This is a genomic window from Streptomyces sp. NPDC052109 (genome assembly GCF_040680195.1).
Taxonomy (GTDB): Bacteria; Actinomycetota; Actinomycetes; order Streptomycetales; family Streptomycetaceae; genus Streptomyces.
Map to the genome: position 1 here is coordinate 1 of NZ_JBFAWF010000025.1, position 20,414 is coordinate 20,414.

17 protein-coding genes and 1 riboswitch are annotated in these 20,414 nt (G+C 69.4%); of the genes, 9 read left to right on the forward strand and 8 right to left on the reverse strand.

All coding sequences use genetic code 11. The features are described 5' to 3' along the window. Positions 1 to 85: 85 nt before the first annotated feature. On the reverse strand, positions 86 to 577 hold the full coding sequence (locus tag AB0L59_RS34775; RefSeq protein ID WP_365590661.1) for a low molecular weight protein-tyrosine-phosphatase: 492 nt from the start codon (positions 575 to 577) through the stop codon (positions 86 to 88). A gap of 7 nt (positions 578 to 584) precedes the next feature. Continuing rightward, complete coding sequence (locus tag AB0L59_RS34780) at positions 585 to 962, reverse strand: phage holin family protein (protein ID WP_365590662.1); 378 nt, start codon at positions 960 to 962, stop codon at positions 585 to 587. A gap of 59 nt (positions 963 to 1,021) precedes the next feature. Between AB0L59_RS34780 and AB0L59_RS34785 the strand changes: the two genes are divergently transcribed. The 4 genes from AB0L59_RS34785 to AB0L59_RS34800 all read left to right on the forward strand — a co-directional run bounded on the left by AB0L59_RS34785 (position 1,022) and on the right by AB0L59_RS34800 (position 3,347). Beyond that, a complete protein-coding gene (locus AB0L59_RS34785) occupies positions 1,022 to 1,339 on the forward strand; it encodes a cupin domain-containing protein (protein ID WP_023548672.1) in 318 nt (105 codons plus the stop codon). Positions 1,340 to 1,489: 150 nt separating this feature from the next. Continuing rightward, a complete protein-coding gene (locus AB0L59_RS34790; RefSeq protein WP_069779871.1) occupies positions 1,490 to 1,702 on the forward strand; it encodes a DUF5326 family protein in 213 nt (70 codons plus the stop codon). A gap of 219 nt (positions 1,703 to 1,921) precedes the next feature. Next, positions 1,922 to 2,809, forward strand: a complete 888-nt coding sequence (locus AB0L59_RS34795; RefSeq protein WP_365590663.1) for an IclR family transcriptional regulator C-terminal domain-containing protein — start codon at positions 1,922 to 1,924, stop codon at positions 2,807 to 2,809. A 100-nt stretch (positions 2,810 to 2,909) separates the two neighbouring features. Continuing rightward, positions 2,910 to 3,347 carry an SsgA family sporulation/cell division regulator gene (locus tag AB0L59_RS34800; protein WP_365590664.1) on the forward strand — a complete coding sequence of 146 codons (438 nt, stop codon included), beginning with the start codon at positions 2,910 to 2,912 and terminating at the stop codon, positions 3,345 to 3,347. Positions 3,348 to 3,554: 207 nt separating this feature from the next. On the opposite strand, the gene AB0L59_RS34805 is transcribed toward AB0L59_RS34800, so the two are convergent. Beyond that, positions 3,555 to 5,036, reverse strand: a complete 1,482-nt coding sequence (locus AB0L59_RS34805) for a YibE/F family protein (RefSeq protein ID WP_365590766.1) — start codon at positions 5,034 to 5,036, stop codon at positions 3,555 to 3,557. A gap of 81 nt (positions 5,037 to 5,117) precedes the next feature. Next, positions 5,118 to 5,294, forward strand: a riboswitch (TPP riboswitch). On the opposite strand from AB0L59_RS34805, the gene thiC reads away from it, so the two are divergent. Continuing rightward, positions 5,287 to 7,089: a phosphomethylpyrimidine synthase ThiC gene (gene thiC, locus AB0L59_RS34810; protein WP_365590665.1), complete on the forward strand. Its 1,803-nt coding sequence runs from the start codon at positions 5,287 to 5,289 to the stop codon at positions 7,087 to 7,089. Its footprint overlaps the riboswitch before it by 8 nt. Before the next feature lie 315 nt (positions 7,090 to 7,404). On the opposite strand, the gene AB0L59_RS34815 is transcribed toward thiC, so the two are convergent. The 3 genes from AB0L59_RS34815 to AB0L59_RS34825 form a co-directional block, all read right to left on the reverse strand. After that, positions 7,405 to 8,265: a hypothetical protein gene (locus AB0L59_RS34815; protein WP_365590666.1), complete on the reverse strand. Its 861-nt coding sequence runs from the start codon at positions 8,263 to 8,265 to the stop codon at positions 7,405 to 7,407. Between the two features lie 181 nt (positions 8,266 to 8,446). Beyond that, on the reverse strand, positions 8,447 to 9,526 hold the full coding sequence (locus AB0L59_RS34820; RefSeq protein WP_365590667.1) for a metallophosphoesterase: 1,080 nt from the start codon (positions 9,524 to 9,526) through the stop codon (positions 8,447 to 8,449). A 281-nt stretch (positions 9,527 to 9,807) separates the two neighbouring features. Further along, positions 9,808 to 10,920, reverse strand: a complete 1,113-nt coding sequence (locus tag AB0L59_RS34825) for a LacI family DNA-binding transcriptional regulator (protein ID WP_365590668.1) — start codon at positions 10,918 to 10,920, stop codon at positions 9,808 to 9,810. 429 nt (positions 10,921 to 11,349) lie between these two features. Here AB0L59_RS34825 and hisC point away from each other — a divergent pair, with 429 nt between their 5' ends. Continuing rightward, the gene (gene hisC / locus AB0L59_RS34830; protein WP_365590669.1) at positions 11,350 to 12,429 is read left to right on the forward strand and encodes a histidinol-phosphate transaminase; all 1,080 of its coding nucleotides are present in this window, start codon (positions 11,350 to 11,352) and stop codon (positions 12,427 to 12,429) included. Positions 12,430 to 12,431: 2 nt separating this feature from the next. On the opposite strand, the gene AB0L59_RS34835 is transcribed toward hisC, so the two are convergent. Continuing rightward, positions 12,432 to 12,809 (reverse strand): cyclophilin-like fold protein, encoded by a 378-nt coding sequence (locus tag AB0L59_RS34835; RefSeq protein ID WP_365590670.1) that lies wholly within the window; start codon positions 12,807 to 12,809, stop codon positions 12,432 to 12,434. Between the two features lie 209 nt (positions 12,810 to 13,018). Between AB0L59_RS34835 and AB0L59_RS34840 the strand changes: the two genes are divergently transcribed. The 3 genes from AB0L59_RS34840 to cydD are packed head-to-tail and all read left to right on the forward strand — an operon-like array spanning position 13,019 to position 19,230. Then, positions 13,019 to 14,527, forward strand: a complete 1,509-nt coding sequence (locus AB0L59_RS34840; RefSeq protein ID WP_365590671.1) for a cytochrome ubiquinol oxidase subunit I — start codon at positions 13,019 to 13,021, stop codon at positions 14,525 to 14,527. A 15-nt stretch (positions 14,528 to 14,542) separates the two neighbouring features. Continuing rightward, positions 14,543 to 15,562 (forward strand): cytochrome d ubiquinol oxidase subunit II, encoded by a 1,020-nt coding sequence (gene cydB / locus AB0L59_RS34845; protein WP_365590672.1) that lies wholly within the window; start codon positions 14,543 to 14,545, stop codon positions 15,560 to 15,562. 59 nt (positions 15,563 to 15,621) lie between these two features. Continuing rightward, complete coding sequence (cydD, locus tag AB0L59_RS34850) at positions 15,622 to 19,230, forward strand: thiol reductant ABC exporter subunit CydD (protein WP_365590673.1); 3,609 nt, start codon at positions 15,622 to 15,624, stop codon at positions 19,228 to 19,230. Positions 19,231 to 19,451: 221 nt separating this feature from the next. Here cydD and AB0L59_RS34855 read toward each other — a convergent pair whose 3' ends face one another. Next, the gene (locus tag AB0L59_RS34855; protein WP_365590674.1) at positions 19,452 to 20,339 is read right to left on the reverse strand and encodes an HAD-IIB family hydrolase; all 888 of its coding nucleotides are present in this window, start codon (positions 20,337 to 20,339) and stop codon (positions 19,452 to 19,454) included. Between the last annotated feature and the right edge of the window lie 75 nt (positions 20,340 to 20,414).

Below are 20,414 nucleotides of genomic sequence, written 5' to 3' on the forward strand. Positions count from 1 at the left end.
GCGTCAACGTCGTCTACGCCATGCTCCGCGATCGCAAGCCCTACGAAGGACGTCCCCAACTCCGCCTCATCGCTTGACATCAGCATTAGGCAGCCCGTCCTTCCAGTTGCTCGCGTACAGCGGCGAGCAGACCGATGCTCGCCGTCTCCACCATCTCAAGACACTCCTGGAAGCCGTCCCGGCGTCCGTAGTACGGATCCGGCACGTCGAGGTCGTCACCGGCGGCGGGGTCGTAGGAGCGCAGGAGACGGACCTTGCGCGCGTCGTCCTCGGTGGGCGCGAGGCGGCGCAGAGCCTTGAGGTGGCCGGTGTCGAGGGCGATCACGAGATCCAGGCGGGAGAACCACGAGGGCTGGAACTGGCGCGCGACGTGATCGCTGTCGTATCCGTGCTCCTCGAGGACGGAGACCGTCCGCGGGTCGGCGGGCTCGCCCTCGTGCCAGCCGCCGGTGCCGGCGCTGTCAACCTCCACCCGGTCCTCGAGACCGGCCTCCGTCACACGCGCGCGGAAGACGGATTCGGCCATCGGGGAGCGGCAGATGTTGCCCGTGCACACGAAGCAGACGCGGTAGGCCATGGTGCGCTCAGTCCTCGTCGGGCAGGACGACGTGCAACGCCCAGGAGACGATGGAGACGATCAGACCGCCGAGGACGGCCGTCCAGAAGCCCTCCACGTGGAAGCTGAGGTCGAGCTTGCCGCACACCCAGGAGGTCAGCAGCAGCATCAGCGCGTTCACCACCAGGGTGATCAGGCCCAGGGTCAAGATGAACAACGGGAAGGTGAGCACCTTGACGACGGGCTTGACCAGCCAGTTCACCAGACCGAAGATCAGCGCCACGATGATCAGCGTTCCGGCCTTCTTGGCCGTGTTGTCACCCGTGAGGGTGATCTTGTCCAGCAACCAAACGGCGACCGCCAGGGCGCCCGCGTTGGCGATCGTCTTGACTACGAAATTCTTCATGTGTCTGATCGTGGCAGACCGAATTGAACCGAAGCAGTGAGGCGAGGGCGACAGCGGCGATGAAGGCATTCCGGCTGGACGAACTGGAGGCGGAGCGCGCCGCCAACGAGGGGGCCTACCTTCAGTTCCTGCGGGAGCGGAACATGTCCGTCGGCCTGTACGCCCTGAACGCGGGCGAGCACGATCCGCAGAAGCCCCACAACCAGGACGAGGTGTACTTCGTCGTGAGCGGCCGGGCGTCGATCACGGTCGGACTGGAGACGACCGAGGTGGCGCGGGGCAGCGTGGTGTACGTGCCGGCCGGGGTCGCCCACAAGTTCCACCACATCAGCGAGGATCTGCGGGTCCTCGTCGTCTTCTCTCCACCCGAGGCGTGACTCGGGACCCCGAGGTTCCCTAGGGGACGCGTCAGGGGAGGACAAGGGACGCAAGGCCCCCGCGGGACCACCTGTCGGCCCTAGCATCGAGTGCAGGACATCAACGCCGTACGAGAACACAGCCGTACGAGAACGCAAAGGACGAGGGCGATGCGAGAGATCTTCGCGGGACTGCCGTGGTGGGTGAAGTGGGTCGCGGTGCCGGTCATCGCCCTGGTGGTGTTCGGCGGCCTGATAGCGACCGTGGTCGGGTTCGTGATCGGCCTGCTGTTCAAGGCACTGGTCTTCGTCGCCCTGGTCGGCGGACTCATCTACATCGTGCGCAAGTTCCTGTCGAACTCCTCCTCGCGCAGCGACTGGTGACGCAGACGGGGACCGGTGACCGGGGACGGGCGCACCCGTTCCCGGCAAGGTGAACACCGGTTTCCCTCGGGGGAGGGAAGTTTCCCCGTGAGGCCGTCTGGGTGCGGCGGCGGACGGTTAGAGTCCGGAACTCCCGCGGGGTCCGGCCCCGCGGGCGGCGCAGATCCCCTCCGTGCTCTTCCTCCGCACGGGCTGCCCCTCGCGCTCCGGGAGTGACCCTTGGCCACGGTTGACACCGCACCGGCAGGACCGCACGCACCCCCCACCCCCTCGTGCTCCTGCCCGCCCCCCGCCCAACGGCCGCCGACCATCGCGGTCCCCGAACAACCGCTCCCCGTCGACGCCCCCGCTCCGTCGGCCGCCACGACGCTCATCGGATCCGTCCAGCGCGCCATGCGCCTGCTGGAGACCGTCGCCACACACGGCTACGGCGCCCCCGCCAAGCAGCTCGCCCGCGAGACCGGCCTCGCCCTCCCGACGACGTATCACCTGCTGCGCACCCTGGTGCACGAGGGCTATCTGCGCCGGGAGAAAGGGCGGTTCTTCCTCGGGGACGCGGCCGAACGTCTGGGCAGCAGTGGAGCGCAGCAGAAACGTCGCAGCGAGGTGGCGGCCACGCTCGCCCATTGGCGTGATTCCATCGGTGTGCCGGTGTACTACGCGATGTACAGGGACGGCGAGATCGAGGTCATGTGCGTCTCCGACTCCCCGGAGGCGCCGGCGGTCGAGGAGTGGGCCGACTTCCGCGAGACCGGTCATGCGCACGCCATCGGGCAGTGCCTGCTCTCCCAGCTGGACGAGGACGCCCGCCGCGACCATCTCGCCCGCTATCCGGTGCAGTCCATCACGCCGTACAGCGTGCGAGACAACGACGCCCTGTTGCGGCGGCTGGCCCGGATGCCGCGCACGGGGCCGGTGGTCGAACGTCAGGAGTACGCGTTGGGCACGGTCTGCGCGGCGATCCCGATCACGGTGGGCACCACGGTGGCGACGATGGCCATGTCGCTGCCCGCCCACCAGAGCGACCGGCTGCTGCCCGCGGCTCATCGGCTGCAGACCGAGATCGGGCGGCATCTGGGGACGCTCGCGCTCTCTATCAGTATCTGAAAACTTACTCCTTGTGATCTGCCGTGTACTTTCAGCAAGATTTGACCCACGGTGAGAGGGATCAAACCCGGCCAGTCGATGTCATATGACGGGGTAGACAATGCGCGAGTCCGTACAGGCAGACGTCATGATGAGCTTTCTCGTGTCGGAGGAGCTCTCCTTCCGCATCCCGGTGGAGTTGCGCTACGAGACCAATGATCCCTATGCCGTCCGGCTCACCTTCCATCTGCCCGGTGATGCCCCGGTGACCTGGGCGTTCGGCCGTGAACTGCTGATCGACGGCGTCGGCCGGCCATGCGGGGAGGGGGACGTGCACATCGCTCCTGCCGATGCCGAGGTGCTGGGCGAGGTGCTGATCCGGCTTCAGGTCGGCAGCGACCAGGCGCTGTTCCGCTCCTCTGCGCCGCCCCTGGTGGCCTTCCTGGACCGTACGGACAAGCTCGTGCCGCTCGGGCAGGAGGGCGCGCTGGCCGACTTCGACGCCCATCTGGACGAGGCCCTGGACCGCATCCTGGCCGAAGAGCAGAGCGCCGGATGAAGCGTTACGGCATGGAGCGCCGACGCTCCGCCGTGCCGCACCGAACCCTGCAGGAACGCTTCTGCGTGGCGACCGGGGGTAGCGGTCCGGCGTCCGGCGCGGGCCCAGCCCGCCCACCACGGTCGGCACTCGAGCCGATCCGGCTCACAGCCGCCGACACGTGCCCCGGCGGGTCGATCGCCGCGTCCCACACCGGTTCGGTGGGCCCTACCGTTTGCGGCGTCGCCCCCGGCCGCCGCGTGCCGGGGGGAGCTGTGCACCGGCCGGTGCCGGGCTGCCCACCCCGGGGCGGTCGGCCGAGACCACCAGGGCGGCGAGCGCGGTGGTGACAGGGACCGAGGCGACCAGGCCGATCGAGCCGACCAGCGTGCGCACGATCTCCTCGGCCACCAGCTCGCTGTTGGCGACCGTGCCCACCCCGCTCTGCGCGATGGAGAACAGCAGCAGCAACGGCAGTGCGGCACCTGCGTAGGCGAGGACGAGGGTGTTGACCACGGAGGCGATGTGGTCGCGGCCGATGCGGATGCCCGCCCGGTACAGGCCGCGCCAGCCCATCGACGGATTGGCCTCGTGCAGCTCCCACACGGCCGACGTCTGTGTCACGGTCACATCGTCCAGGACGCCGAGCGAGCCGATGATGACGCCCGCCAGAAGCAGACCGCTCATGTCGATGTTCGGATAAAGACCGTGGATCAGGCCGGTGTTGTCGTCCGTGTTGCCGGTCAGGGCGGCCCAGCCGATGAACTGGGAGCCGAGCATGCCGATCAGGGACAGGGAGACCAGGGTGCCGAGCACCGCCACCGATGTGCGGGCCGACAGACCGTGGCACATGTACAGAGCGATCAGCATGATGGCGCTCGCCCCGACCACCGCCACGAGCAGCGGGTTCGACCCCTGGAGGATCGCGGGCAGGATGAACAGGGTCAGCACCAGGAAACTCACGGCCAGTGCGACGAGCGCCATGACGCCGCGCAGCCTGCCCACCATCACGACGGCGAGCGCGAAGATCCCCGCGAGCAGCGTCATGGGGAACTTCCGGTTCACATCGGCCACCGAGTACTGCAGGTCCTTCGGCGCCGAGGGTTCGTAGGCGACCACGACCTTCTCGCCCTGGTGCAGTTGCCGGGGCTGGTCAGGCTGCACGATCTCGGTGAACGTACGGCCCGTGTCCTTGCCGGTGTCGATCTGCACGGTCGCCTTCTTGCAGGTTCCCTTGGCCTGCTGTCCCTCCGAGGTGCCCTCGGAGGAGGAGGCGTCACCGCCCGCGGCGCCACCGGAGGCGTTCACCGACGCGCAGCTGACCTCGATGACCCTGGTGACCGTGGCCTGCTGCGTCTCCCGGTCGAAGCCGACACCGGTGCGCTTGTGAGGCGGGGCTCCTCCGGGCCAGAGCACCAGCAGACCGACGACGACTGCCGCGGTGAAGGGCACCAGGATCGCGGCGATGACCTTGCGCAGGTGCCGGGAGACCGGCGCGGCGGGTCCGTGGCTGTGGCTGTGCCCACCGTGGCCGTGCGAGTGAGCCCGACGGCCGTTCCCGTGGCCCTGATCCTGCGCGTGGTCGTCGTGAGGCCCGCCCCTTCCGGTGCCGTTCGCGTGGTCACCGGGAGGCGGACAGTCCTGTCCGGCGACTTGCTCCGAGGCACCTCGGTGATGCGGCTCGGCCGGTCGATACGGATACTGCTCCATCCTGGTCACCGCCCGATCATTCCAACAACGGCAGGGGGCCCACTGTTCACCGCGCCACATATGGCGCTAGCGTGGAAGCACCTTTGCACACGCGGGAGCTCGGAGCACCGGGCTGAGAGGGCGCTGACCTCCGTACACGCGATGTTTCACGTGGAACAGGCGATGTTCCGCAGGAGACGTCGCAGACGGAAACCGCTGCGTCGACCGCCGAACCTGTTACCGGGTAATGCCGGCGTAGGGAGTAGGTCTCATGACCAACAAGGACACACGCACGCCTGCCTCCGTTCAGGACGACAAGTCCCAGGAGGCCGGGAAGTCCATCGGATGGCACAAGGCGTACGTCGAGGGTTCACGCCCCGACCTGCGCGTGCCGGTCCGTCAGGTGCACCTCACCAACGGGCAGTCGGTCACGCTCTACGACACGTCGGGCCCGTACACCGATCCACTCGTCGACACTGATGTCCGCAGGGGCCTGCCGCCGCTGCGGGAGAACTGGATCATCGCCCGCGGCGACACCGAGGAGTACGCGGGCCGCCCCGTCCGTCCCGAGGACGACGGGATCAAGCACACCTCGCCGCGCGGCGGCCTGCGCAACCTGGACGCGGTCTTCCCGGGACGGCCTCGCCAGCCGCGGCGGGGGCGCGGTGGCGAGGCGGTGACGCAGCTCACGTACGCCCGCCGGGGCGAGATCACTCCGGAGATGGAGTACGTGGCCATCCGGGAGAACGTCTCTCCCGAGGTGGTCCGGGAGGAGATCGCGGCGGGCCGCGCGGTGCTGCCGGCCAACGTCAACCACCCGGAGATCGAGCCGATGATCATCGGCAAGCGGTTCCTGGTGAAGGTCAACGCCAACATCGGCAACTCCGCGGTGACCTCCTCCATCGAGGAGGAGGTGGAGAAGATGACCTGGGCGACCCGCTGGGGTGCCGACACGGTCATGGACCTGTCCACCGGCCGCAACATCCACACGACCCGCGAGTGGGTGCTGCGCAACTCGCCCGTCCCCATCGGCACCGTGCCGCTCTACCAGGCCCTGGAGAAGGTCGACGGCAGGGCCGAGGAACTGACGTGGGAGATCTACAAGGACACGGTCATCGAGCAGGCCGAGCAGGGCGTGGACTACATGACCGTCCACGCGGGCGTCCGCCTGCCGTACGTCCCGCTCACCGCCAACCGGAAGACCGGCATCGTCTCCCGCGGCGGCTCGATCATGGCCGCGTGGTGCCTGGCGCACCACAAGGAGTCGTTCCTGTACGAGAACTTCGAGGAACTGTGCGAGATCCTCGCCGCCTACGACGTCACGTACTCGCTGGGCGACGGCCTCAGGCCGGGATCGATCGCGGACGCCAACGACGAGGCACAGTTCGCGGAACTGCGAACTCTTGGGGAACTCAACCGGATCGCCAGGCGTTTCAACGTTCAGACGATGATCGAGGGCCCCGGGCACGTCCCGATGCACAAGATCAAGGAGAACATCGACCTTCAGCAGGAGATCTGCGATGAAGCTCCGTTCTATACGCTCGGCCCGCTGACCACAGACATCGCGCCGGCCTACGACCACATCACCTCCGGCATCGGCGCCGCGATGATCGCCTGGTGGGGCACGGCGATGCTCTGCTACGTCACGCCCAAGGAGCACCTGGGTCTGCCCAACCGGGACGACGTCAAGACCGGCGTCATCACGTACAAGATCGCCGCACACGCGGCCGATCTCGCCAAGGGGCACCCGGGTGCGCAGGAGTGGGACGACGCGCTGTCGGACGCCCGCTTCGAGTTCCGGTGGGAGGACCAGTTCAACCTCGCCCTGGACCCTGACACGGCACGGGAGTTCCACGACGAGACCCTGCCGGCCGAGCCCGCCAAGACGGCCCACTTCTGCTCCATGTGCGGGCCGAAGTTCTGCAGCATGAAGATCAGCCAAAGCATCACGGAGCGGTTCGGTGGTGCGGCGGCTGAGGGGGCGTCACCCGAGGAGATCGCTGAGGGGATGCTCCAGAAGTCGAAGGAGTTCGCCGAGGCGGGGAACCGGGTGTACCTGCCGATCGCCGACTGAGTCCACCCACGGCGGTCCGTGCCACCGGAAATGTGAGCTGCTCGGGGTACGGGCCGCCCGTCGTCAGGAGGATCCGGGGCCGTTGCGTCCCTGGTCCCTGCGGCCGTTGCCGGGGCGGCGGGTGGCTCACATCGTCCACGCCTTTGCCGGGGGCCGCTTGGATGGCGGAGCGCTCTTCGACTTCTGGTCCTTCCCTCGAGCCGGCCGCGGAGGGGCCGGTCCAGAAGTCGAAGGAGTTCGCGGCGGCCGGGGTCGGGGTCTGCCTTCCGCCGGCCGACTGCTGCCTCGGCCGGCGTGGCGAGGTGCGGAACCGGACTAGTCCGGCTGGTGCTCCGGGCCGCCGAAGTCCGGGCTCGTGTAGTCGGGGCTGGTGAAGCTCGGCCGGCCGGACGCGGTGCCGTCGTCCGGGCTGCTGAAACCGGGGCGGTCGTATCCCAGCCGGGGCATGCGGCCGCGTGGGGCGGGTGGGGTCGTGTGGTGGACGGTCGCCGGTCCCGGCTCGGCGAGCGCTTCCGTCAGGAACGGCAGAATGCCCCGCTCCAGCAGGGCCCGGCGCCAGGCCTCTCTGGCGCTGTCCAGCTCCCGGTGCGCCGCGTCCAGCGCCTCGGCCTGTGGCGAGCTGCCGTTGCGCAGGGCGGTGAGGAGCAGTCCGACCGCGGCAAGGAGGACGGTGGCCGCGGTCACCGCGCCGAACACCCAGCCGGCGGTGAGCATGGTCTGGGCGAAGGCCTGTCCGGGACTCAGGCTCTTCAGGATGTAGCCGACGAGAAGAAAGATCGCCGCGGCGATTCCGGAAAGGAGGGGAGCCAGTACCGCGATGACCGCGATGGCGCCCGCACCGGTACCCTCGGCCGCCTCGCCGAGGGTGGTGACGAGCCCGGGCGGGGCCGAACTCCCGTCCACGACAGCGGAGTCGCCGGCTGCGGAGGGGGCCATCGCCGGGTGTCGCAGTTCTTCGCGGACCTTCACGTAGTGCTGGTATTCGGCCGCGGCCGCGGGGGTTATCAGTGCGGTGGCGTTGAGCGCCATGGTGCGCAGTTGCTCGGGATTGAGCCGCTGTCCGACAGCGGCCAGTTCCGGTCGGTGTGGTGCGGAGCGCAGCGCCTCATCGAGGAGCCGCTCGAATTCCTGGCGGTCCTCGCTCAGCAGGTGCTGCGGAACGCTGTTCATGTGCATCCCCCGATGCTCCGTAGGGCTTGGGGCTCGCACGCCGGCGAGCCGTCGGGCAGAAACGGAGGGGAGCCTGCTACGGATAAGCCGATGGTAGAGCCGTGACGGCGCACGGTGACAGGGGGTTGCCGGAAATTGCCCTCCGGCCTGCGTGTACTCCGCCGGGGGACGCCTGCCCGGGGAACGGTCAGGTAGTCAGAGGCAGTTGGCGGACCAGTAGCTTTCCGGCCATGGTCACCCCGCCGTCCATCGCGATGGCGAGCCCGTCGGCGTAGACGTGCGGTCCGTCCACGACGGGGCCGGTGCCCTCCTCGCCGTCCTCGGAGCCGACCTCGCCGAGGAGGTAGGGAATCGGGCTGTGGCCGTGAACGACACGGGTGCCGCCGTACGTATCGAGCAGGGAGCGTACGGCGTCGGCGCCGCCCTCGTCACGGAAGGAGAAGCGCTTGGTGAACTTGCGGAACAGATCCCAGCACTCGTCCGCGTCGTTGCGGGTGAGGGTCTCACGGACGGTGTCGTTGACCGCCTCGATGGAGTCGCCGTAGTCGAGGTAGGCGGTGGTGTCCGAGTGGACGAGCAGATAGCCGTCGACCGCCTCGACGGCGTCGAGGCGGGCCATCCACTGCAGATGGTGGTCCTGGAGACGGTCCATGTCGGTCTTCTGGCCGCCGTTGAGCAGCCAGGCCGCCTGGAAGGTGGCGGTGCCCGCGCCGGAGTTGACGGGGGTGTCGCCGAACCGCTTGGCGCCGAGCAGCAGCAGTTCGTGGTTGCCCATGAGGGCCTTGCAGTAGCCGCCCGCCGCGGCGGCCTCGGCGGACAGCCGCATCACGAGGTCGATGACGCCGATGCCGTCGGGTCCCCGGTCGGTGAAGTCGCCGAGGAACCACAGCCGGGTGGTGCCGGCGCACCACTGACCCGAGGCGTCGATCAGCCCTTGTTCCTGCAGGGCGGTCACCAGTTCGTCGAGGTACCCGTGCACGTCTCCGACGACGAACAGCGGTCCGGGGCCGGTCGCGGGCTGCGCGGCCGGGGCGGCGGGTGCCGGGTCGACGGGGACCTGCGGGGTCTCCGTCCGGTTGACGACGGGCAGGTCGCGCTGGGTGGGCGTGTAGCCGTCGGGGTACGCCTCGTCGGTGGGCGGTGCGGTGTCGCCCGGGTGGGCGGTGCGGACGTACGGACCGGTCTCGTGGACGTACGCCGGTACCCGGAAGTCGCGCAGCGTCGCCGTCCGCTCCACTTCGGGTCCCTGACCGGCCCCCTGAGTCATCAGACCCCTCCACCATCGCGCCGCATCTGCACCGCTTCGGACTGCCTGGTCGCAGCGGTCCGCGGTGTCGTGGGCCCATCATAGGAACGCGCGTCGCGCCGTGTGATGACCCAGGGGTGGTGAATCGGAACAAGACTCCAGTTCACTGCGGCTTTCGCCCCGTTTGGGCAGGGGTTCGGCCGGCTCCGCGCCGACCGAACCCCTGCCCGCCGGCCACCGGCCCGCCGCTCCCCCTCCACCGGGCGGTGCACGCAGCGGGGTGAGCGCCCCGCTTTCTGGCGCTATTTCTCGTCCGGAGTCCGCGGGGGGCTGACGGTCGTGCGCGGCGGGCGCCGCTGGGAGGAGGTGCGCACGATCAGCTCGGTCGGTATCACCTGCTCGACCGGCTGGTCCGACTCCACGCCCTCGATCGCGTCGATGAGGAGCTGGACCACCGCGGTGCCGATGCGGCGGGGCTTGAGTGAGAGCGTGCTGATGGGCGGTTCGGTGCTGGCGTACACCATGGACTCGCTGCAGCACACGAGCAGCAGGTCGTCGGGGACGCGGAGCCCGTAGCGGCGGGCGGCGGCCAGCAGGTCGGTGCCATTGGGGTCGAACAGGCCGTAGACCGCGTCGGGCCGGTCGGGCCGGGCTAGCAGCCGGTCGGCGGCGACGGCGCCCGCGCACGGGTCGTGCGCCGGGTAGGCCTCGTAGACCGGATCCTGGCCGACCCGCTCGCACCAACGCAGGTAGGCGGTGGTCGACAGATGGGTGTACGTGTCCGTCGTCGTGCCCGTCAGCAGGCCGATGCGGCGGGCGCCGGCGTCGGCGAGATGGTCGAGGATGCCGAGGACGGCGGCCTCGTGGTCGTTGTCGACCCAGGCGGTGACCGGCAGCGAGCCGGCCGGCCGGCCGTCGGAGACGACCGGCAGGCCTTGCCGGACCAGCTCGCTGACCACCGGGTCCTGGTCGGAGGGGTCGATGACAACGGTGCCATCGAGCGCGACGTTGGACCACACGTCGTGGCGGGAGGTGGCGGGCAGGATGACGAGGGCGTAGCCGCGGGCGAGCGCGGCCGAGGTGGCCGCCCGAGCCATCTCGGCGAAGTACGCGAACTCCGTGAAGGTGAAAGGTTCATCCCCGTACGTCGTCACGGTCAGGCCGATCAGACCCGACTTGCCGGTACGGAGCGTGCGGGCGGCGGCCGAGGGGCGGTACCCGAGCCGGTCGGCGACCTCGCGGACATGGCGCCGGGTGGCATCCGGGAGCCGGCCCTTGCCGTTGAGGGCGTCGGAGACGGTCGTGATGGAGACCCCGGCGGCGGCGGCCACGTCTCTGATGCCCGCCCGGCCCGGCCGGCTGCCTCGCCGTGAGGTTTCCGCGCGGCTCACCTGGTGCTTCCCTGCTGCTGTCATGGCGAGCCGATAGTAGGGCTCATGTGGTGGGGTAGTGCGGACGCATATGCACGCGTTGACAGGCACGTTTCTGCATGGTCACTCATGCTCAACTGCCTTAGAAATAAAGGAAGTTGAACGATCCTGCAGCAGGACGTGGCGTAGTGACGCGTATGAACCTGCCAAGTGCCCGATGTCTCGAAGAGGTCTCAACTCACCTGCATGGGGGACGCGCGCCACGGCGCGAGCCACCGGCGCATAGATATATGTACGGCGCGCCCCCTGAAACGTACGCCTTCGTACGACGATGCCGGTGATGGCGCCGGGCCGGAGGTGTTCGCACATTGCAGGCTCGCCACCTGTACGCACCGGGGCCGAATCCTCATAAGGTGAGGAGCATTGGAAGCCGGCGGTGTCGACGGTGCGCCGGTGATCGCGAGGAGGACTGCGGTGAGCGAGACGAGCCCGAAGCTGCGCGCCGAGCTGGAGGGTATCCCCACCTACAAGCCGGGCAAGCCTGCCGCGGCCGACGGGCCGGTCGCCTACAAGCTGTCCTCCAACGAGAACCCCTACCCGCCGCTGCCCGGCGTGATGGAGACCGTGACGGCGGCCGCCTGCAACTTCAACCGCTACCCGGACATGGCGTGTACCGGGCTGATGGACGAGTTGTCGGAGCGCTTCGGCGTCCCGGTCTCCCACCTGGCCACCGGTACCGGCTCCGTGGGCGTCGCCCAGCAGCTGATTCAGGCCACCAGTGGACCCGGCGACGAGGTGATCTACGCCTGGCGGTCCTTCGAGGCGTACCCGATCATCACGCAGATCAGCGGCGCCCGGTCGGTGCAGGTGCCGCTCACGTCTGGCGATGTGCACGACCTGGACGCGATGGCGGACGCGATCACCGACCGGACGCGTCTGATCTTCGTCTGCAACCCCAACAACCCGACCGGCACGGTGGTGCGGCGGGCCGAGTTGGAGCGGTTCCTCGACCGGGTGCCCGGAGATGTCCTGGTGGTGCTGGACGAGGCCTACCGCGAGTTCATCCGCGACCCCGAGGTGCCGGACGGCGTCGTGCTGTACCGGAACCGGCCCAACGTCTGCGTCCTGCGCACCTTCTCCAAGGCATACGGGCTCGCCGGGCTCCGTGTCGGCTTCGCGATCGCCCATGAGCCGGTCGCGGCGGCACTGCGCAAGACGGCGGTGCCCTTCGGTGTCAGCCAGCTCGCGCAGGAAGCGGCGGTCGCCTCGCTACGGGCCGAGGACGAGCTGCTCGGCCGGGTGGGGTCACTGGTGTGCGAGCGCACGCGCGTGGTCGACGCGCTGCGCGCCCAGGGCTGGACGGTTCCGGAGACGCAGGCGAACTTCGTCTGGCTTCGGCTGGGGGAGCGCACGCTGGCGTTCGCTCGGGCCTGTGAGCAGCACGGTGTGGTGGTACGACCGTTCCCGGGCGAGGGTGTGCGGGTGACGGTCGGCGAGACCGAGGCGAACGACATCTTCCTGAAGGTGGCGGAGGCGTTCCACAAGGAGCTGTAGCTCTACTCGTTGATCAGTTCCACGCGGATGGGGTCGCCGGCTCGCACGGTCGCCAGGGCGCCGGCGTCCCCGTCCACGTTGCCGAGGATGTTGCATGGGCTTGCGAGGCGGCATTCGTCGCCTTGCGAGATCGGTGTCGGGCCATAGGGAAGGGCCAGGGCGTCTCCGTCCGTCCAGAAGGCCACCGTGCCCGGCTTCACGACCTGGCGGGCATCCGTTTCACGTGAAACAGAGACTCCTGTGTCGAAATAGACTTCTTCGCCCCATGTGCAGGCGCTGGAGGCGAGCGGCAGTGCCTTGGCCAAGGCCCGTGCTGTCGTTGTGGCTGCGTCGAGGGTCGCGGTGATGTGGCCCGCAGGCCAGGAGATGCGTATCTGCATGGCGCGCAATTCAACAAGATGTTGAAGTCGCTGCCAAGGTCTTGACGCGAAGGCGAAGGGGGGACCCCCCGTGGATTGCCGAAAATCAGTGCGTCATAATAGCTTGTGAATGTGAACGCGTTCACAAGCGCGTCCCGATTGCTCCGTATGCGTGCAGCGAAACGGGGCAAACCGCCGCTGTACCACGGCGTAGTGAGGAGAGTGACGACGTGGACCTGGCTCTGGCGCCGGAGACACTGGCGCGCTGGCAGTTCGGCATCACCACCGTCTACCACTTCCTGTTCGTCCCGTTGACCATCTCCCTGGCCGCGCTCACGGCCGGGCTGCAGACGGCCTGGGTGCGCACGGAGAAGGAGAAGTACCTCAGGGCGACGAAGTTCTGGGGCAAGCTCTTCCTGATCAACATAGCCATGGGCGTGGTCACCGGCATCGTGCAGGAGTTCCAGTTCGGCATGAACTGGTCCGACTATTCGCGCTTCGTCGGTGACATCTTCGGTGCGCCGCTCGCCTTCGAGGCGCTGATCGCGTTCTTCTTCGAGTCCACCTTCATCGGCCTGTGGATCTTCGGCTGGGACAAGCTGCCCAAGAAGATCCACCTGGCCTGCATCTGGATGGTCTCGATCGGCACGATCCTGTCGGCGTACTTCATCCTCGCGGCCAACTCGTGGATGCAGCACCCGGTCGGCTACAAGATCGACAAGGCGAGGGGTCGCGCCGAGCTGACCGACTTCTGGGCCGTGCTGACCCAGAACACTGCGCTCAGCCAGGCCTTCCACACCCTGTCGGCGGCCTTCCTGACCGGCGGCGCCTTCATGGTGGGCATCGCCGCCTACCACCTGGCCCGCAAGAAGCACATCCGCGAGATGAAGACCTCGCTGCGGCTTGGCCTGGTCACCGTGGTCATCGCCGGTCTGCTCACCGCGATCAGCGGCGACACCCTCGGCAAGGTCATGTTCAAGCAGCAGCCGATGAAGATGGCGGCCGCCGAGGCCCTGTGGGACGGACAGAAGCCGGCACCCTTCTCGATCTTCGCCTACGGCGACGTGGAGAAGGGGCACAACACCGTGGCCATCGAGATACCCGGCCTGCTGTCCTTCCTCGCCAACGACGACTTCAGCTCGTACGTCCCTGGCATCAACGACGTCAACAAGGCCGAGCAGCAGAAGTTCGGGCCGGGCGACTACCGGCCCAACATCCCGGTCGCCTTCTGGGGCTTCCGCTGGATGATCGGCTTCGGCATGGCCTCCTTCGCCATCGGCCTGGCCGGGCTGTGGCTGACCCGCAAGAAGTTCATGCTGTCGCAGCATCTGCGGGTCGGCGAGGACGAGGTGCCGCATCTGGTGCTGTTCAAGAACACGGCGCTGAGTCCGAAGCTGACGCCCTGGTACTGGCGCATCGCGACCTGGACGCTGGCCTTCCCGTTGATCGCCAACTCCTGGGGCTGGATCTTCACCGAGACGGGCCGTCAGCCGTGGGCCGTCTACGGTGTCCTGCAGACCCGGCACGCCGTCTCCCCCGGTGTCTCCCAGGGCGAGGTCCTCACCTCGATGATCACCTTCACGGCGCTGTACGCGATCCTGGCCGTGGTCGAGGTCAAGCTGCTCGCGAAGTACGCCAAGGCCGGCCCGCCCGAGCTGACCGAGGCCGACCTCAACCCACCCACGAAGATCGGCGGCGACACCCGTGACGCCGACAAGCCGATGGCCTTCTCGTACTAGGCCGGGGGAACAGTCATGCAACTTCACGACGTCTGGTTCGTCCTGATCGCCGTCCTGTGGACCGGCTACTTCTTCCTGGAGGGGTTCGACTTCGGGGTCGGCATCCTCACCAAGCTCCTGGCCCGCAACCGGCCGGAACGGCGGGTGCTGATCAACACCATCGGGCCCGTCTGGGACGGCAACGAGGTGTGGCTGCTCACGGCCGGTGGCGCGACCTTCGCCGCGTTCCCGGACTGGTACGCCACCCTCTTCTCCGGCTTCTACCTGCCGCTGCTGATCATCCTGGTCTGCCTGATCGTCCGGGGCGTCGCCTTCGAGTACCGGGCGAAGCGCCCCGAGGAGAACTGGCAGCGCAACTGGGAGACCGCGATCTTCTGGACCTCGCTGATCCCGGCGTTCCTGTGGGGCGTGGCCTTCGGGAACATCGTGCGGGGCGTGAAGATCGACCAGCACTTCGAGTACGTCGGCAGCGTCTGGGACCTGTTCAACCCATATGCCCTGCTCGGCGGTCTGGTGACGCTCACGCTGTTCACCTTCCACGGGGCGGTCTTCACCGCGCTCAAGACCGTGGGGGACATCCGGGTGCGGGCCCGGGCGCTGGCGCTGAGGGTCGGGCTTGTCACGGCCGTCGTAGCGCTCGGCTTCCTGCTGTGGACTCAGGCTCACAGCGGAGACGGCAAGAGTCTGGTGGCCCTCGTCGTGGCGGTCGTCGCCCTGGTGGCCGCTCTGGTCGCCAACCAGTTCGGGCGCGAGGGATGGGCGTTCGCGCTGTCCGGCGTCACCATCGTCGCCGCCGTGGCGATGCTGTTCCTGTCGCTCTTCCCGAACGTCATGCCGTCCACGCTCAACGGGGACTGGAGCCTCACGGTCACCAACGCCTCATCGAGCCCCTACACCCTGAAGATCATGACGTGGCTGGCGGCCATCGCCACGCCGCTGGTGCTGCTCTACCAGGGCTGGACCTACTGGGTGTTCCGCAAGCGGATCGGCACGCAGCACCTCGCTCCCGATGCTGCGGCCGGCGCCGCGCACTGAGTCCGTCGAGGGTGTGTTTCACGTGAAACATCCCCTCTGGACCGAAGGGCACGTTTCACGTGAAACCAATTGATCCACGCCTGCTGAAGTACGCCCGCACCACCCGTCTCTTCCTCGTGGTGGTCGTCGGCCTGGGCGCCGTCGGTGCCGGGCTGGTCATCGCCCAGGCGATGCTCATCGCCGAGGTCGTCGTCGGCGCGTTCCAGCATGGGCAGTCCCTTGCCGAACTGCGCACTCCTCTGCTGTTGTTGGCGGCCGTGGCCGTGGGCCGTTCCGTCATCGCGTGGCTCACCGAACTCGCGGCCCATCGGGCGGGTGCGGCGGTGAAGTCCGAACTGCGGGGACGCCTCCTGGACCGGGCGACGGCGCTCGGTCCGGGGTGGCTCGCGGGGCAGCGCACCGGATCGCTGGTCACTCTGGCTACGCGCGGGGTCGACGCCCTTGACGACTACTTCTCGCGCTATCTGCCGCAGTTGGGGCTCGCGGTAGTGGTACCGGTGGCGGTGCTGGCGCGGATCGTCACCGAGGACTGGGTGTCGGCGGCGATCATCGTCGGCACTCTGCCCCTCATTCCGCTCTTCATGATGCTGATCGGCTGGGCGACGCAGTCCCGGATGGACCGGCAGTGGCGGCTGTTGTCCCGGCTGTCCGGACACTTCCTGGACGTGGTCGCCGGACTGCCCACGCTGAAGGTCTTCGGCCGCGCCAAGGCCCAGGCCGAATCCATCCGGCGGATCACCGGCGAGTACCGGCAGGCCACGCTGCGGACCCTGCGGATCGCCTTCCTGTCCTCCTTCGCGCTGGAACTGCTCGCCACGTTGTCGGTCGCCCTGGTCGCGGTGACGATCGGGATGCGGCTCGTGCGCGGCGACATGGATCTGTACATCGGTCTCGTGATCCTGGTGCTGGCGCCCGAGGCGTATCTGCCCCTGCGGCAGGTCGGTGCGCAGTACCACGCGGCGGCCGAAGGGCTTGCTGCCGCTGAGGAGATCTTCACGGTGCTGCAGACGCCTGTTCCGGCGTCCGGTACCGGTGCGGTCCCCTCGGGCGCGGTGACCTTCGACGGGGTCACCGTCCGCTATCCCGGCCGGTCCGCGGACGCCGTGGCGGATGTGTCGTTCACCGTGGAGCCCGGTGAGACGGTCGCGTTGGTCGGGCCGAGCGGGGCGGGCAAGTCGACGCTGCTGAACGCACTGCTCGGCTTTGTACGGCCGATGGAGGGCCGAGTGCGGATCGGGGGAGCCGATCTCGTGGACCTCGATGTGGAGGACTGGCGGTCGCGGATCGCGTGGGTGCCGCAGCGGCCGCACCTGTATGCCGCGACCATCGCGGAGAACGTACGGCTGGCCCGGCCCGACGCGGACGACCTCGCCGTACGCCGGGCGCTGCGGGACGCCGGGGCGCTGGAGTTCGTGGACTCGTTGCCCGACGGGGTAGGGACCGTGCTCGGAGAGGACGGGGCCGGGTTGTCTGCGGGGCAGCGGCAGCGGTTGGCGCTGGCCCGGGCCTTTCTCGCCGACCGGCCTGTGCTGTTGCTGGATGAGCCGACGGCTGCGCTGGACGGGGCGACGGAGGCGGAGGTCGTGGCAGCGGTCCGGAGGCTGGCTGCCGGGCGGACGGTGTTGCTGGTGGTGCACCGTCCGGCGTTGCTGGAGGTTGCCGATCGGGTGGTGCGGCTGGAGGCCGCGGAGCCGGTCGCCGGCCGGTCCGACCGTGAACCTCCCAGGGGGCTGCGCGCCTTGGACCGCCCACCCGCCACCCCACTCGGTGAGCTGGAAGGTGGCCTTTCGGCTCCCGAACTCGCACGGCTGGAAAGTGGCCCCTCGGCCCCCGGCCTCGATCGGTCCAAAGACGGCTCGCAGGGCTCCCCCTCGCGTGGGCTGGAAGGCGCAGCCGCGGGTGCGGTGTCGGCTCGGGGCCGGCGTGTGCTCGGGCGGGTTCGTGCGTTGGCCGGGCCCCGGCGGGAACGGCTGGTGCTGGCGCTGCTGCTCGGGAGCCTTGCGCTGGGTAGCGCCGTCGGGCTGATGGCCACGTCCGGGTGGCTCATCTCGCGGGCGTCGCAGCAACCGCCGGTGCTGTATCTGATGGTGGCGGTGACGGCCACGCGGGCGTTCGGGATCGGGCGGGCCGTCTTCCGGTATGCCGAGCGACTGGTGTCGCACGACGCCGTGCTGCGGATGCTGGCCGACACCCGGGTCGCGGTCTACCGGCGTCTGGAGCGGTTGGCTCCGGCCGGGCTGCGGACCGCCCGGCGCGGTGATCTGCTCACCCGCCTGGTAGCGGACGTCGACGAACTCCAGGACTACTGGCTGCGCTGGCTGCTGCCCGCGTCGGTCGCCGTTCTCGTCTCCGTGGCCTCCGTCGGCTTCACGGCCTGGCTGCTGCCCGAGGCCGGCGCCGCCCTCGCGGCGGGACTCGTGGCGGCCGGCGTCGGCGTGCCGCTCGTCACCGCGAGCGTGGCCCGGCGGACCGAGCGCCGGCTGGCCCCCGCCCGCGGCGCCCTCGCCACCCGCGTCGCCGACCTGCTCACCGGCACCGCCGAGCTGACCGTCGCCGGTGCACTGCCCGCACGCAGGGACGCGGCCCGGCGAGCCGACGGCGCCCTCACCCGGATCGCCTCGCGCGCCGCCGCCGTGACCGCACTCGGCGACGGGCTCGCCGCGCTGATCTCCGGCCTGACCGTCACGGCGACCGCACTGCTCGGTGCTCAGGCGGTGGCCGTGGGCCGGCTGGGCGGCGTGGCGATGGCCGTGGTCGTCCTCACTCCGCTGGCCGCCTTCGAGGCCGTACTGGGGCTGCCGCTGGCCGTGCGCCATCGGCAGCGGGTGCGGCGGAGTGCGGAGCGTGTCTACGAGGTGCTCGACGCTCCGGAGCCCGTGTGCGAGCCCGAGCGGCCCCGGCAGGCGTCCGCCTCTCCGTTCCCGGTGGTGGTCAAGGGGCTGGCCGCGCGGTACGAGGGGCAGCAGCGGGAGGCGCTGGCCGGCTTCGACCTCACCCTGCAGGAAGGGCGACGGATCGCGGTGGTCGGGGCGTCCGGCTCCGGGAAGACGACCCTTGCGCAGGTACTGCTGCGCTTCCTCGACCCGCAGCAGGGCTCGTACACCCTCGCCGGTGTGGACGCCTGCGCCCTGGCCGGCGACGACGTACGGCGGCTCGTCGGACTGTGTGCGCAGGACGCGCATCTCTTCGACAGTTCGGTGCGCGAGAACGTGCTGCTGGCCAGGAAGGACGCCACCGAGGCCGAGCTGCGCCGGGCGCTGGACCGGGCCCGGCTGCTGGACTGGGTGGACGGGCTCCCCGACGGCCTGGACACGCTCGTCGGCGAGCACGGGGCGCGCCTGTCGGGCGGTCAGCGGCAACGACTCGCCCTGGCCCGTGCCCTGCTGGCGGACTTCCCCGTCCTGGTCCTCGACGAGCCCGCCGAGCATCTGGACCTGCCGACGGCCGACGCGCTGACCGCCGATCTGCTGGCGGCCACTCAGGGCCGTACGACGCTGTTGATCACTCATCGGCTGGCGGGTCTTGAGGCGGTGGACGAGGTGGTGGTGCTCGACGCGGGCCAGGTGGTGCAGCGGGGTACGTACGCGGAACTCCTCGCGGTGGACGGGCCGCTGCGCGCGCTGGCCCGGCGGGAGGCGGCGGCGGAGTCGCTGGTGGTTGCGCGGTGACCGGCACTCTGGCTCTCGGCTCCGGTTTCGGCGACCGGTGCCGCCGCTGCAGGCGGTGACAGCGGGCTGGAGCTGCTGCACTCCACGCTGCACCGGATCTGCGATACCGCCGCCGAACGGACCGGCACGGTATGCGGCGAGCGGGTTCGTCGCGGTGCCGTGCGAGCCGCTCGGCGGGGCAGTCGGATCGCAGGCGCCGTACCAGGAGCAGGTGCGGTGATTCAGCAGTGTTCGGCGAGCAGTTGCTCGATGACGACCGCGACCCCGTCCTCGTTGTTGGCGACAGTGCGGCCCGACGCGGCGGCGACGACGTCCGGGTGGGCGTTGCCCATCGCGTACGACTGGCCGGCCCAGGTCAGCATCTCGACGTCGTTGGGCATGTCGCCGAAGGCGACCACTTCCTCGTGGGAGATACCGCGCTCGGCGCAGCACAGGGCGAGAGTGCTGGCCTTGGAGACGTCGGGGCCGCTCAGTTCCAGGAGGGCGCTGGGGCTGGAGCGGGTGACGTTGGCGCGGTCCCGGATCGCGATCCGGGCGAGGGTGAGGAAGGCGTCCGGGTCGAGATCAGGGTGGTAGGCGAGGATCTTGAGCACGGGCTGGTGGGCGTCGGGGCCCTCGGGGGCGAGGAGCCGCTCGGCGGGCAGGAGGTTGTCCGGTATCTCCATGTGCAGCTTGGGATAGTCCGGTTCCTGGTGGAAGCCGTAGGTCTGCTCGACTGCGAACACCGTGCCGGGTGCCGCCTCGCGCAGCAGCCGTACGGCGTCGAGGGCGTTTTCCCGGGCCAGTTCGCGCACCTTCACGAACCGGTGGGCGCCGGGGCCGCCGTGCAGGTCGACCACGGCCGCGCCGTTGCCGCAGATCGCCAGGCCGTGGCCGTGGACATGGTCGCTGACGACGTCCATCCAGCGGGCTGGGCGGCCGGTGACGAAGAAGACCTCGATGCCCGCCTCCTCCGCGGCGGCCAGCGCGGCGACCGTGCGCGGGGAGACCGACTTGTCGTCGCGCAGCAGGGTGCCGTCGAGGTCGGTGGCGATCAGCCGCGGCCGTACGGCGGCGGACGGGGTCCCGGGCTGTCTGGTCGCAGAGGTCACCCGGCCATTCTCGCGCATATGCCCGCACGGTCGTGCGGAACTGCGCACAGATGAGACACAGATGACGCTCACTCCCACGGTGCCCCGGTCAGC

Coding starts and splice junctions, on each gene's coding strand:
- AB0L59_RS34775 (WP_365590661.1), bottom strand. CDS start 577: ATGGCCTACCGCGTCTGCTTCGTGTGCACGGGCAACATCTGCCGCTCC.
- AB0L59_RS34780 (WP_365590662.1), bottom strand. CDS start 962: ATGAAGAATTTCGTAGTCAAGACGATCGCCAACGCGGGCGCCCTGGCG.
- AB0L59_RS34785 (WP_023548672.1), top strand. CDS start 1,022: ATGAAGGCATTCCGGCTGGACGAACTGGAGGCGGAGCGCGCCGCCAAC.
- AB0L59_RS34790 (WP_069779871.1), top strand. CDS start 1,490: ATGCGAGAGATCTTCGCGGGACTGCCGTGGTGGGTGAAGTGGGTCGCG.
- AB0L59_RS34800 (WP_365590664.1), top strand. CDS start 2,910: ATGCGCGAGTCCGTACAGGCAGACGTCATGATGAGCTTTCTCGTGTCG.
- AB0L59_RS34805 (WP_365590766.1), bottom strand. CDS start 5,036: ATGGAGCAGTATCCGTATCGACCGGCCGAGCCGCATCACCGAGGTGCC.
- thiC (WP_365590665.1), top strand. CDS start 5,287: ATGACCAACAAGGACACACGCACGCCTGCCTCCGTTCAGGACGACAAG.
- AB0L59_RS34815 (WP_365590666.1), bottom strand. CDS start 8,265: ATGCACATGAACAGCGTTCCGCAGCACCTGCTGAGCGAGGACCGCCAG.
- AB0L59_RS34820 (WP_365590667.1), bottom strand. CDS start 9,526: ATGACTCAGGGGGCCGGTCAGGGACCCGAAGTGGAGCGGACGGCGACG.
- AB0L59_RS34825 (WP_365590668.1), bottom strand. CDS start 10,920: ATGACAGCAGCAGGGAAGCACCAGGTGAGCCGCGCGGAAACCTCACGG.
- AB0L59_RS34835 (WP_365590670.1), bottom strand. CDS start 12,809: ATGCAGATACGCATCTCCTGGCCTGCGGGCCACATCACCGCGACCCTC.
- cydB (WP_365590672.1), top strand. CDS start 14,543: ATGCAACTTCACGACGTCTGGTTCGTCCTGATCGCCGTCCTGTGGACC.
- AB0L59_RS34855 (WP_365590674.1), bottom strand. CDS start 20,339: ATGCGCGAGAATGGCCGGGTGACCTCTGCGACCAGACAGCCCGGGACC.